Origin of the sequence: Streptomyces sp. Y2F8-2, assembly GCF_014905555.1 — a bacterium.
GTDB lineage: Bacteria > Actinomycetota > Actinomycetes > Streptomycetales > Streptomycetaceae > Streptomyces > Streptomyces cynarae.
In genome coordinates, this window is record NZ_BNGS01000017.1 from 53007 (window position 1) to 65643 (window position 12637).

The following is a 12637-nucleotide window of genomic DNA, read 5'->3' on the forward strand; positions in this document are numbered from 1 at the left end:
CCCCTCGGGGCACAGGCGTCCACCGCAGTCCAACGAACCGGGGCCCGTACCTCGATGTCCGTGCACAGCCATACGGCGGTCCAACACGACCCGTCACCACCAGAGTTCCCGCGTCACGTGGTCACCGCGGTGCTCGTCGCCCACGACGGCGCCCGCTGGCTGCCCGACGCGCTCGCCGGGCTGCTCGGCCAGGAGCGCCCCGTGCAGAACGCCGTGGCGGCCGACACCGGCAGCGCTGACGACTCCGCCCAGCTGCTCACCGACGCCCTCGGCCCCGACCGCGTCCTGCACCTGGCCCGGCGCACCGGTTTCGGCCAGGCCGTCGAGGAGGCGAACCGCTCCGCGCCCGTACCGACCCCGGACGATCTGCCGTACCTCAGGCGCCCCAGCGGCTGGGACCCCGTGACCCGCACCTGGCGGGACGAGGCCTACGACATGCCCGAGCTGCCGTACGGCGAGCCGGTGCAGTGGCTGTGGCTCCTGCACGACGACTGCGCCCCCGAACCGGGCGCACTGGCCGAGCTCCTGCGCGTCGTGGAGCACGAGGCCGAGCTGGGTCGCGAGGTCGCCGTGGTCGGCCCCAAGCTCCGCGGCTGGTACGACCGCCGGCAGCTGCTCGAGGTCGGCGTCACCATCGCCAACTCCGGCCGTCGCTGGACCGGCCTGGACCGCCGTGAACAGGACCAGGGCCAGCACGACCACGTCCGCCCGGTCCTGTCCGTGTCCACCGCCGGCATGCTGATCCGGCGTGATGTCTTCGATCAGCTCGGCGGATTCGACCGGAACCTGCCGCTGATGCGTGACGACGTCGACCTGTGCTGGCGCGCCCAGGCCGCCGGCCACCGCGTCCTCGTCGCCCCCGACGCGGTCGTACGGCACGCCGAGGCGGCGTCCCGCGAGCGCCGCACCGTCGACTGCGTGGGCCGCACCGCGGCCTCCCCGCACAAGGTCGACAAGGCGGGCGCCGTCTACACGCTCCTCGTCAACGCCCGTTCCGCACAGCTGCCCTGGGTCCTGCTCCGTCTGGTGCTCGGCACCCTGCTGCGCACGGTGGCGTACCTCGTCGGCAAGGTGCCCGGGCAGGCCGTCGACGAGATCCGCGGCCTGCTGGGGACGCTGCTGCGGCCCGAGCGGATCATCGCCGGACGCCGCAGGCGCGGCCGCCCGCAGGTCGACAAGGGCGAGCTGCGGGCGTTGTTCCCGCCGCCCGGAGCGACCGTCCGGGCCACCGTCGAACAGGTCGCGAGCAACCTGGTGGGTCGCTCCGACCCCGAGGTGTCCTCGGCCGGCCGGCACGGCGGCGGCCTGGAGTCCGGACCCGGAGGCGACGACGCCGACTTCCTGGAGGTCGAACAGTTCGCCCGACTCAGGCGCATCGCCCGCAAGCCCGGACCGGTGCTCTTCGGCGTCCTCCTGCTGGTCTCGCTCGTCGCCTGCCGCGCGCTGCTCGGCGGCGGCGCGCTCGCGGGCGGTGCGCTGCTGCCCGCGCCCGCCGACTCCTCCGAGCTGTGGTCGCGCTATCTCGACGCCTGGCATCCGGTGGGCACCGGCGGTACGCATTCCGCGCCGCCCTATCTGGCACTCGTCGCCCTGCTCGCCTCGATGCTGCTCGGCTCCACCGGTCTCGCGGTCACGGTGCTGCTCGTCTGCTCGGTGCCGCTCGCCGGGTTCACCGCGTACTTCGCCTCGCGTCCCCTGGTCGAGTCGAGGCTGCTGCGCGCGTGGGCGTCCGTCGCCTACGCCTTCCTGCCCGCCGCCACCGGCGCCCTCGCCGGCGGCCGCATCGGCACCGCGGTCCTCGCGGTCCTGCTGCCGCTCATCGCGCGCGCGGGTATCGCGGCCAGCGGTCTCGCCCACGCCTCCGGTGCGCGTGGCAGCTGGCGCGCCACCTGGGCCTACGCACTCCTGCTGACGGTCACCACCGCGTTCACCCCGATCGTGTGGCCGATCGCCGTGCTCCTGGGCGTCGCGCTGCTCGTCGTGCGCCGCGACGACATCGTCGCCTACGGTCTGCGCTTCCTCGCCCAGGTCGGCACCCCGCTGCTGCTGCTCGCCCCGTGGTCGCTGTCGCTGCTGCCGTTCGGCTTCTTCAAGGAGGCCGGTCTGGCGTACGGCGCGAGTGCGGCCTCCGCCTCCGACCTGCTCGGCGCCAGCCCGGGCGGACCGGGCACGGTCAGCGGGCTCATGCTCATCGGCGTCGTCCTCGCCGCGCTGGCCGCCCTGATGCGCGGCGAGCGCCAGGCCGCCGTCTGGACGGCGTGGGCGGCCGCCCTGGTGGCGCTCGTCTTCGCGGTCCTGTCCAACCGCTCCGCCTGGGCCGGACCCGCGACCCTCGCCTACGGCCTCGCGCTGCTGGCCGCCGCGGCGGTCGGTGCGGACGGCGCACGCGCACGCGTGGCCGAGCAGAGCTTCGGCTGGCGCCAGCCCGTCGCCGCGCTCATCGCGTTCGCGTCCGCGGCCGGTCCCCTGCTCATCGCCGCCGGGTGGATGATCCGCGGCGCGGACGGTCCGCTGGAGCGGCGCGACCCCGTGCAGGTGCCCGCGTTCGTCGCCGAGGAGAGCGGCACCAGTGACCAGGCCCGCACTCTCGTCCTCGACGGCGAATCCACCGTGCGCGTGGGCTACACCCTGGTCCGCGGTTCCGGCGCCCGCCTGGGCGACGGCGAACTCGCCGCCGAGGACGGCGAGAACAAGCAGCTCGACAAGGTCGTCGCCAACCTCGTCGCGGGTTCCGGCGCCGACCAGGCCGACGAACTCGGCGGCTTCGCCGTGCGCTACGTCCTCGTCCGCAAGGGCGCGCCCCGCGACATCAGCCGCATCCTGGACGCCACACCCGGCCTGACCCGGCTCAGCCAGCAGGACGGCAGCGCACTGTGGCGCGTCGACCACGAGGTCTCCCGCGCCGCGATCGTCGGCGGCACGGGCGCGCCGCAGCCCGTCGCGGCCGGGCCCGTGGAGATCCACACCACGATCCCCTCGGGCGGCGAGGGCCGCATCCTGCGGATCGCCGACACGGCCGACCCGGACTGGACCGCCACCCTGGACGGCAAGCCGCTCACCGCCACCACCGTGGACGGCTGGGCCCAGGGCTTCCGACTGCCCGCCTCCGGCGGCAGGTTGGACGTCACCTATGACACCCCGTTCGGCCACACCGCCTGGCTGTGGGCGCAGGGCGCGCTCGCCGTCGTCCTGGTGGTGCTCGCCCTCCCCGGGCGCCGCCGTGACGTCGACGACGACCTCCCCGAGGAGCGGGTGGTGCCCGCGCAGGACACCACCGGCGAGGGCCGCCGCGCCCGCCGGCTGCGGGCGCAGGCCGAGGCGGAGGAGCCCGCCCAGGGCGCCGACACCCCGCCCGCCCCTCCGCAGGAGCCCCCCGCCGCCGTCCCGCACCAGCCGGCGTACGGGGAGTGGGACACGACGGGCTACGCGGACACCGAGTACGGCTCCTACGGCGGCGAGCACTACCAGGGCGTCCCCCAGCAGTACGCGCCGGGCGCCTACGAGCAGCAGCAGTACCAGGCCGACCCTTATCAGGGTGCCCAGTACGACCCGTACGGGTACGGCAACACGGCGCCGTACGACCCGACGTACACCCAGGGCTACGCCACGCCGTACGACCCGGCGCACGGCACCGACAGTGAGCGCCCCGACGGGAGCCAGCAGTGAACCGTACGACCCTGTCCCTGATCGTCGGCGCGACCGCGCTCGCCGCCGTGACCGGATTCGCGGCACTCGGCGCGCCGGCCGCCTCCGGCAGCGACACCCCGAAGGCGGCCGCACGGCTGCCGGTGGAGCAGACCCGGCTGCTGTGCCCCCAGCCGAGCAACTCGGACATCGCCGACACCTCGTACACGTCCTTCACGCCGGTCGCGCAGGGCACCGGCGGCAGCGGCAAGGCCCAACTGACCGCGGCCGCCGAGCAGTCGGCGGACAGCGCCGACACCGGCAAGAGCGGCAAGGCGGGCAAGGGCAAGGGCAAGAAGCAGTCCGACGCGCCGGCACTGACCCCCAAGCAGCCCGGCACCCCGGCCACCGGGGACGGCTCGGGCGCCGACACGCCCGCGCTGATCGGCACCGCCACGGGCAGGTTCGCGCCCGGCTGGACGGTCCAGGAGACCACCGCGGTCGCCGCCGGCTCCGGGCGCGGCTTGCTCGGCGTCAACTGCTCCGCCCCCGACACCGAGTTCTGGTTCCCTGGCGCCAGCACCGCCGCCTCGCGCACCGACTACGTGCACCTGACCAACCCCGACGACTCCGCCGCGGTCGTCGACATCGAGCTGTACGGCAAGGACGGCAACCTGAAGTCGGCGGTCGGCGAGGGCATCACCGTCCAGCCGCACTCCAGCGAACCGGTCCTGCTGTCCACGCTCACCGCAGCCAAGGAGAGCGACCTCACGGTCCACGTCAGTGTCCGCAGCGGTCGGGTCGGCGCCGCCGTGCAGGCCCTGGACGACAAGCTGGGCGGCGACTGGCTGCCCGCCTCCACGGACCCGGCGGCGTCCCTGGTGCTGCCCGGCATCCCCAAGGACGCCACCGACGTGCGTCTGGTCGTCTTCACGCCCGGTGACTCCGACGCCGACCTCAAGGTGCGCCTCGCCTCGCCCTCCGGGGAGATCACCCCGGCCGGGAACGAGACGGTGCACGTGAAGGCCGGCATGACCACCGCGGTGGACCTCGGCGGCATCACGCGCGGCGAGGCCGGCTCCCTGGTGCTGACGCCCAGCGACACCCCGGTCCCGGTGGTCGCCGCGCTGCGCGTGGTGCGGGGCAAGGGCGGCGGGCAGGAGTCGGCGTTCATCCCGGCCACCGCGCCGGTCGGCACACGCGGGTCGGTCGCCGACAACAGCGCCAAGGGCACCACGCTCTCGCTCGCCGCACCGGGCGCCACGGCGACCGTCAAGGTCACCGCGTCCGCGGGCAGCCAGGGCGGCACGGCCGTGACGAAGCAGTTCACGATCAAGGGCGGCACGACACAGGACGTGGAGGTGCCCATGCCGAGCGGCCTGAAGGGCACCTACGCGCTCACCGTGGAGACGCTCTCCGGCGGCCCCGTCTACGCCTCCCGCACCCTCCAGACGACCATGGAGGGGCTGTCGGCGTTCACGGTGCAGACCTTGCCGGACGACCGGGGCACGGTGGCCGTACCGGAGGCGCAGCAGGACCTGTCGGTGCTGCTGGAGAAGTGACGGAAGGATCCGTGAGGGTGCGGAAGGATCCGTGAGCGTGCGGGGCTCAGTCCTCGCCGTAGCGCGGATCCACCGTCTCCGGTGTCAGCCCCAGCAGCTCCGCCACCTGCTCCACGACCACCTCGTGGACCAGGGCGGCACGCTCGTCGCGGCTCTTGGTCCGGATCTCGACCGGGCGCCGGTAGACCACCACGCGGGCGCGGCGACCGTCGCGGGCCGGGATGGTGCCTCCCAGGGGTACGGCCTCGTCGCTCCAGCCCGCGCCGGGGCCGTCCAGGCGCGGCACCTCCAGAACCAGGAAGTCGATGTCGGCGAGCTGCGGCCAGCGCCGCTCCAGGCGCTCCACGGAGTCCTGCACCAGATCCGCGAACACCTCGGCGCGGCTCGCGGAGAGCGGCACCTGAGGCGGTGCGACGGGGCCGCGCATGCCTCGGCCGTGGCGGTCACGGCGGCGGGGCCCGGGTGCGGCGGCGCGGGGCGGTACGGGGGTGTCCATCACTGAAAGAAGCGTAGTCCCCGCCGGGGCGCCACGCCCGGCCCCGCGCGAACCCACGGCGCTTCGGCCGCGCCCGTCCGGCCGACTCGCCCCGGACGGTCCGGCCCCGGGCGAGTGCAGGCCACACGGCATGTCGCCCGATGACCATTCCAGCCAAGCTTGGGCTCGATTCCGTATCCCTCCGGGACCGTCGAGCTCATGAACTTTGACGAGGTTTGTACCAAGTGGTGACCGCTTTCAAAGCCGTCCGGTATCCCGTCATGGGCTGTCCGCGCAGGTCAGCCAGGCGGCCCCGAAAGGGGGTGTGGGCTGTTTCACAGCACGACACGGTGGAGTGACCTGGGGGAGAGTCGTCGCGGCCCGCTCAAGAGTGCGGTACCGTCCAACGTCGTGAGCCCTGTACGTCGCTGTTCGCGCACCGCTTGCGGCCGACCCGCCGTCGCGACGCTGACGTACGTCTACGCCGACTCGACCGCGGTCCTCGGCCCGCTCGCCACCTACGCCGAACCCCACTGCTACGACCTGTGCGCCGAGCACTCCGAGCGGCTGACCGCGCCGCGCGGCTGGGAGGTCGTCAGGCTGCTGGACGGCTCGGCCCCCACGCGCCCGAGCGGCGACGACCTCGAGGCGCTGGCCAACGCGGTCCGCGAGGCGGCCCGCCCGCACCAGCGCACGGCCGAGGCGAGCGGCGGCAGCGCCCGTACGGCCGACCCGATGGAGGTCGCACGCCGCGGCCATCTGCGCGTCCTTCGCTCACCCGACAACTGAGCGTCCGCCCTCCTCGTCATCCCTCCTTTGCACCCCCTGGTCGCACTCCCTGCCCCTGTCAGGTGCGTCCCGCGGACCCGTGTGCCGGTGATATCCGGCATGAACTCCGTCCGAACTGTTCGTCGGATTCCAGGGCCCCGGGCTGGGCACCGGCCCCAGCAGGTAATTTGGGGGCATCGTTGAGAACTCAGGAGGGTTGGCCGTGGCTGCTGATCTGTCGCAGATCGTGAAGGCGTACGACGTACGCGGGGTGGTCCCGGACCAGTGGGACGAGACGCTGGCCGAGCTGTTCGGCGCGGCTTTCGCCCAGGTGACCGGTGCGGACGCGATCGTGATCGGCCACGACATGCGGCCCTCGTCCCCGGGCCTGGCGGACGCCTTCGCGCGTGGAGCCGCCGGACTCGGTGCCGACGTCACCGAGATCGGCCTGTGCTCGACGGACCAGCTGTACTACGCGTCGGGCGCGCTGAACCTGCCGGGCGCCATGTTCACGGCCTCGCACAACCCGGCGAAGTACAACGGCATCAAGATGTGCCGCGCGGGCGCCGCGCCCGTCGGCCAGGACACGGGCCTGGCCGAGATCCGCGCCCTGGTCGAGGAGTGGCTGGACGGGGAAGCGCCGCAGCCCGTGGAGACGCCGGGCACGATCACCCGGCGCGACACGCTGGAGGACTACGCGGCCTACCTGCGCACCCTCGCCGACCTGACCTCGATCCGCCGCCTGAAGGTCGTCGTCGACGCGGGCAACGGCATGGGCGGCCACACCGTGCCGACCGTCCTCGCCGGGCTGCCCGTCGAACTGGTCCCGATGTACTTCGAGCTGGACGGCACCTTCCCGAACCACGAGGCCAACCCGCTCGACCCGAAGAACATCGTCGACCTGCAGAAGCGGGTGCGCGAAGAGGGCGCCGACATCGGCATCGCCTTCGACGGCGACGCGGACCGCTGCTTCGTCGTCGACGAGCACGGCGACCCGGTCACCCCGTCCGCGATCACCGCGCTGGTCGCCGCCCGGGAACTCGCCAAGCACGGCGGCAAGGGCACGATCATCCACAACCTGATCACGTCCTGGTCGGTGCCCGAGGTCGTCCGGGAGAACGGCGGCACGCCGGTCCGCACCCGCGTCGGCCACTCCTTCATCAAGGCGGAGATGGCCCGCACCGGCGCCATCTTCGGCGGCGAGCACTCCGCGCACTACTACTTCAAGGACTTCTGGAACGCCGACACGGGCATGCTCGCCGCGCTCCACGTCCTCGCGGCCCTCGGCGGCCAGGAGGGCCCGCTCTCCCAGCTCGTGGCCGAGTACGACCGCTACGTGGGCTCCGGAGAGATCAACTCCACGGTCGACGACCAGAAGGGCCGCCTCGCCGCCATCAAGGCCGCCTACGAGGGCCGCGAGGGCATCGAACTGGACGAGCTGGACGGCCTGACCGTCTCCTCCGCCGACTGGTGGTTCAACGTCCGCCCGTCCAACACCGAACCCCTCCTGCGCCTGAACGCCGAGGCGAGGGACGAGGCGACCATGACGAAGATCCGGGACGAGGCACTGGAGATCATCCGGGGCTGACGCACCACCACACGCCGCGCCGGGCGGGGCGGGCGCACGGCAGCGCCCGCCCCGGCCAACCCCCGCATGCCGCCGTCCGCAGCGGTAGTCTGACCAGGCCAAGCGCACCAGCCCGAAGGGACCCGTCATGCCGCTCGAAGCCGGACTCCTCGAGATCCTCGCCTGCCCGGCGTGCCACGCACCGCTCAAGGAGGAGGAGAGCGAGCTGGTCTGCACCGGCCAGGACTGCGGGCTCGCCTACCCCGTCCGGGACGGCATCCCGGTCCTGCTCGTCGACGAAGCCCGCCGCCCCGCCTGACGCACCCGGCGATCGGAGGCTGCCGCCCATGCTCGACGAATCGCTGCTCGACGACCCCGAGGCGCTGGCGCGCGCCGACCGACGCGGACTGCTCCGGGGCGCCGCCGAGGCAGGCGCCCGGGTCCGCACAGCCGTGCGGTTCGCCACCGAGGCGGGGGTCAACGACCTGAGGCCCGACGGTCGGCCCCGAGCCGTGCTCATCGCGGGCCCCGGCACCGCCTCCCTGGGCGTCGCCGAACTGCTCGGCACCCTCGCCGGCGCCGCCTGCCCGGTCGTCCGCATCCACCCCGCCGGCGTCGCCCCCGCCGCCGGCGCCCTGCGCTGGGAGCTGCCCGGCTGGGCCGGGCCCGTCGACCTGCTGCTCATCGCCACCCCCGACGGCTCCGAACCCGGCCTCGGCATCCTGGTCGAGCAGGCCTACCGCCGCGGCTGCACCGTCGTCGCCGTGGCCCCCGCCCGCTCCCCGATCACGGAGGCGGTGACCGCCGCCCACGGCCTGTTCGTGCCCATGGCGACCGCCCCGTACGAGCAGGACGAACCCCTCGCCGCCTCCGCGCCCGGCGTCCTGTGGGCCCTGCTCACCCCGCTGCTCGCCCTCCTGGACCGCACCGGCCTGCTCTCCGCGCCGCCCGACGTCCTGGAGAAGGTCGCCGACCGCCTCGACCAGGTCGCCGAACGCTGTGGCCCGGCCATCGCCACCTACGGCAACCCCGCCAAGAACCTCGCCGCCGAGCTCGCCGAAGCGCTCCCGGTGATCTGGACGGAAGGCGTCTCCGCCGCACCCGCCGGCCGCCGCTTCACCGCCGCGCTCGCCGAGCTGGCCGGCCGTCCCGCGCTCACCGCGCAGCTGCCCGAGGCACTCGCCGCGCACGGCGTGCTGCTCTCGGGCCCACTCGCCGCGGGCGCCGACCCCGACGACTTCTTCCGCGACCGCGTCGAGGAGGCACAAGCCCTGCACGCGCGCGTGGTACTCCTGCGGGACCGTCCCATCGGCGGCCTGAGCGCCGCCCCCGCCGCCCGAGAACTGGCCCTCAGCCACGACACGGCGATCAGCGAACTCGAACCCGAGGACGGCGACGAGCTGGAGACCCTCGCGGAACTGATCGCCATCACGGATTTCGCCGCCGTTTACATGGCGCTCGCTTTCGGCGCCTGACCTGGCCCTGTCACCGGGGAGGTCCACAGCGGACCCTTCGGCCACAGCACTAGGCTCACACCATCTGACCAGCGCGCACCGGCCGACGCGTCCAGAGCGGCGCCGACCGGGAGCGTACGTACGGAGACGAAGAAAACTCATGGATCGCCTCGACAACACCATCCGCCCCTACGCCTGGGGTTCGACCACCGCCATCCCCCGGCTCCTCGGCGTGGAGCCGACCGGTGAGCCGCAGGCGGAGATGTGGATGGGCGCCCACCCCGGCGCACCCTCGCGCACCCCGCGCGGCCCTCTGAACGAGGTGATCGAGAAGGCTCCGGAACGGGAACTGGGGCAGCGGACTCTCGCCCGGTTCGGCCCCCGGCTGCCGTTCCTGCTGAAGATCCTCGCCGCCGGCGCCCCGCTCTCCCTCCAGGTCCACCCCGACCTGGAGCAGGCGAAGGAGGGCTACGCCGACGAGGAGCGCCGCGGCATCCCCGTGGACGCGCCCCACCGCAACTACAAGGACGCCAACCACAAGCCCGAACTGATCTGCGCCCTCACCGAGTTCGACGGCCTGTGCGGCTTCCGGGCCCCCGACGCGGCCGCCGACCTGCTCGCCGGACTCGACGTCGACTCCCTCAAGCCGTACGTCGACGTGCTGCACGCCCACCCCGAGGACGCCGCCCTGCGCGAGGTCCTCACCGCCGTGCTGAGCGCCGACCCCGAGGAGATGACCCACACGGTCACCGAGGCGGCGGCCGCCTGCGCCCGCCTCGGCGGCGCCTACGCCCCGTACGCCGACATCGCCCACCACTACCCCGGTGACCCGGGAGTGATCGCCGCGATGCTGCTCAACCACGTCCGGTTGCAGCCCGGTGAGGCCCTCTACCTCGGCGCCGGCGTCCCGCACGCCTACCTGAGCGGCCTCGGCGTCGAGATCATGGCCAACTCCGACAACGTCCTGCGCTGCGGCCTGACCCCCAAGCACGTCGACGTCCCCGAACTGCTGCGGATCGTCCGCTTCGAGGCGAGCGACCCCGGTGTCCTGCGCCCCGAGGCGTCCGCGGACGGCGAGGAGGTCTACGAGACACCGATCGACGAGTTCCGCCTGTCCCGGTACGTCGTGACCGACGGCGCCGCCCCCCACGACCTCACGCGCGCGACCCCGCAGATCCTGCTGTGCACGGCCGGTTCCGTCCGCGCGGGCGACCAGGTGCTCGCGCCCGGCGAGTCGGTGTTCGTACCGGCGGAGGACAAGGCCGAGGTGTCCGGGGCCGGCACGGTCTTCCGGGCCACGGTCGCCGCCTGACACCGGCGCCGGGCCCCCGGGCCGGGCGCCGTCACGGTCCCGGCCCGGCGCACCGCTGCCGGAGCCTGCTGCAACAATGGCCCACCGGCAAAGGACGGGCAAAGCCCCGGACGGCGTACGGTACGTACGGACGTCCCGGGCGCGACGGCTACGAAGGGACAACGCGAACACATGAGCGCGTCAGGCGGCACCAGGGCGATCGTGGCGGCACTCGGCGCCAACCTCGCGATCGCGGCATCGAAGTTCGTCGCGTTCGCCTTCAGCGGCTCGTCCTCGATGCTCGCGGAGGGCGTCCACTCGCTCGCCGACTCCGGCAACCAGTTCCTGCTGCTGATCGGCGGCAAGCGCGCCCGGCGCGAGGCGACCCCGCAGCACCCGTTCGGCTACGGCCGCGAGCGGTTCATCTACGCCTTCCTCGTCTCCATCGTCCTCTTCTCCATCGGCGGCATGTTCGCCGTCTATGAGGGCTACGAGAAGATCCGGCACCCGCACGCCCTGGAGAACTGGTACTGGCCGGTGGGCGTCCTCATCTTCGCGATCATCGCCGAGGGCTTCTCCTTCCGCACGGCGATAAAGGAGTCCAACGAACTGCGCGGCAAGCTCTCCTGGGCGCAGTTCATCCGCCGGGCCAAGGCCCCGGAGCTGCCGGTCGTCCTCCTGGAGGACTTCGGCGCACTCATCGGTCTGGTCCTCGCCCTCGGCGGCGTCGGACTCGCCCTGCTCACCGGCGACGGCATCTGGGACGGCATCGGCACCGTCTGCATCGGTGTCCTCCTCGTTCTGATCGCCCTCGTCCTCGCCGCCGAGACCAAGTCCCTGCTCCTCGGCGAGGCCGCGGGCGTCGACGTGGTCAAGCAGATCGAGGCGGCGATCGTCGACGGCGAGACGGTGACCGGCCTCATCCACATGCGCACACTCCACCTGGGCCCCGAGGAACTGCTCATCGCCGCCAAGATCGCCGTGCAGCACGACGACACGGCCGCCCAGGTCGCCTCCGCGATCAACGCCGCCGAGGCCCGCATCCGCGCCGCCGTCCCCATCGCCCGCGTCATCTACCTCGAGCCCGACATCTACAGCGAGGCCGAGGCCACCAAGGGCCCGGACCCCGAGGCGACGCCCGGCGGCCCGGGACCGAGCACCGGACACTGATCACACCGCCGAGCTGTGACGAACCACGTGAGGGCCTCGATCACACGGCCCGCTCCCGTGCTGGCGTCCGCAGGCAATCGGACGTCTTCCGAGGCGGACTGGGGACGGCTGGGTCCTCCGGTGTAGCTTGGAACGGAGCCAGACGTCGCTGCTGATGGCGGTCGGGCGGTCCAGGACGGGCCGGCCGAGGGAGAGAGGGCCTCCGACGGACTGCGCTGCGCGCACGTGGGCATGCCTGTGTCCTCTTTCGGGCACCCCTGTGCCCGCCGCCGCGCAGACCAGCCGTACCCACCTCGACCCAACCCCGAGGAGCAGCTCGCAATGACGACTGTCGAGAACCGACAGGACTTCAAGGTCGCCGACCTTTCTCTGGCCGAGTTCGGCCGCAAGGAGATCACCCTTGCCGAGCACGAGATGCCCGGCCTGATGGCGATCCGTAAGGAGTACGCCGAGGCGCAGCCTCTGGCCGGCGCCCGTATCACCGGCTCCCTGCACATGACCGTCCAGACCGCCGTCCTCATCGAGACCCTCGCCGCTCTCGGCGCGCGGGTCCGCTGGGCGTCCTGCAACATCTTCTCCACCCAGGACCACGCGGCCGCCGCCATCGCCGTCGGGCCGAACGGCACGCCCGACAACCCGCGGGGCATCCCCGTCTTCGCGTGGAAGGGTGAGACGCTCGAGGAGTACTGGTGGTGCACGGAGCAGGCGCTGACCTGGCCGGACAGT

Annotated in this window: 10 protein-coding genes; 9 read left to right on the forward strand and 1 reads right to left on the reverse strand. The window is 73.2% G+C overall.

Translation table 11 applies throughout. The features are described from left to right. Positions 1 to 54: 54 nt before the first annotated feature. Positions 55 to 3666, forward strand: a complete 3612-nt coding sequence (locus SY2F82_RS37625) for a glycosyltransferase family 2 protein (RefSeq protein WP_200423592.1) — start codon at positions 55 to 57, stop codon at positions 3664 to 3666. Then, positions 3663 to 5186, forward strand: coding sequence for a DUF5719 family protein (locus SY2F82_RS37630; RefSeq protein WP_200423593.1), 1524 nt, complete (start codon positions 3663 to 3665; stop codon positions 5184 to 5186). The genes SY2F82_RS37625 and SY2F82_RS37630 overlap by 4 nt, the downstream gene beginning before the upstream one ends. Positions 5187 to 5232: 46 nt before the next feature. On the opposite strand, the gene SY2F82_RS37635 is transcribed toward SY2F82_RS37630, so the two are convergent. Continuing rightward, on the reverse strand, positions 5233 to 5682 hold the full coding sequence (locus tag SY2F82_RS37635; protein ID WP_200423604.1) for a metallopeptidase family protein: 450 nt from the start codon (positions 5680 to 5682) through the stop codon (positions 5233 to 5235). A gap of 390 nt (positions 5683 to 6072) precedes the next feature. Between SY2F82_RS37635 and SY2F82_RS37640 the strand changes: the two genes are divergently transcribed. The 7 genes from SY2F82_RS37640 to SY2F82_RS37670 form a co-directional block, all read left to right on the forward strand. After that, complete coding sequence (locus tag SY2F82_RS37640; protein ID WP_374707245.1) at positions 6073 to 6450, forward strand: DUF3499 domain-containing protein; 378 nt, start codon at positions 6073 to 6075, stop codon at positions 6448 to 6450. A gap of 202 nt (positions 6451 to 6652) precedes the next feature. Next, entirely contained in the window at positions 6653 to 8017 is a 1365-nt protein-coding gene (locus SY2F82_RS37645; protein ID WP_200423594.1) for a phosphomannomutase/phosphoglucomutase, read from the forward strand. Between the two features lie 127 nt (positions 8018 to 8144). Beyond that, positions 8145 to 8315, forward strand: coding sequence for a Trm112 family protein (locus SY2F82_RS37650; RefSeq protein WP_079102319.1), 171 nt, complete (start codon positions 8145 to 8147; stop codon positions 8313 to 8315). Between the two features lie 28 nt (positions 8316 to 8343). Next, positions 8344 to 9471: an SIS domain-containing protein gene (locus SY2F82_RS37655; RefSeq protein ID WP_200423595.1), complete on the forward strand. Its 1128-nt coding sequence runs from the start codon at positions 8344 to 8346 to the stop codon at positions 9469 to 9471. 139 nt (positions 9472 to 9610) lie between these two features. Beyond that, the gene (gene manA, locus SY2F82_RS37660; RefSeq protein WP_200423596.1) at positions 9611 to 10762 is read left to right on the forward strand and encodes a mannose-6-phosphate isomerase, class I; all 1152 of its coding nucleotides are present in this window, start codon (positions 9611 to 9613) and stop codon (positions 10760 to 10762) included. Between the two features lie 171 nt (positions 10763 to 10933). After that, the gene (locus SY2F82_RS37665) at positions 10934 to 11911 is read left to right on the forward strand and encodes a cation diffusion facilitator family transporter (RefSeq protein ID WP_200423597.1); all 978 of its coding nucleotides are present in this window, start codon (positions 10934 to 10936) and stop codon (positions 11909 to 11911) included. A gap of 321 nt (positions 11912 to 12232) precedes the next feature. Beyond that, on the forward strand, positions 12233 to 12637 hold a 405-nt coding region (locus SY2F82_RS37670), incomplete at its 3' end, for an adenosylhomocysteinase (RefSeq protein WP_200423598.1).

Bases quoted from the DNA above. Each gene is read 5' to 3' on its own strand.
- SY2F82_RS37655 (WP_200423595.1), top strand. From the start codon at position 8,344: ATGCTCGACGAATCGCTGCTCGACGACCCCGAGGCGCTGGCGCGCGCC.
- SY2F82_RS37625 (WP_200423592.1), top strand. From the start codon at position 55: ATGTCCGTGCACAGCCATACGGCGGTCCAACACGACCCGTCACCACCA.
- manA (WP_200423596.1), top strand. From the start codon at position 9,611: ATGGATCGCCTCGACAACACCATCCGCCCCTACGCCTGGGGTTCGACC.
- SY2F82_RS37665 (WP_200423597.1), top strand. From the start codon at position 10,934: ATGAGCGCGTCAGGCGGCACCAGGGCGATCGTGGCGGCACTCGGCGCC.
- SY2F82_RS37650 (WP_079102319.1), top strand. From the start codon at position 8,145: ATGCCGCTCGAAGCCGGACTCCTCGAGATCCTCGCCTGCCCGGCGTGC.
- SY2F82_RS37635 (WP_200423604.1), bottom strand. From the start codon at position 5,682: ATGGACACCCCCGTACCGCCCCGCGCCGCCGCACCCGGGCCCCGCCGC.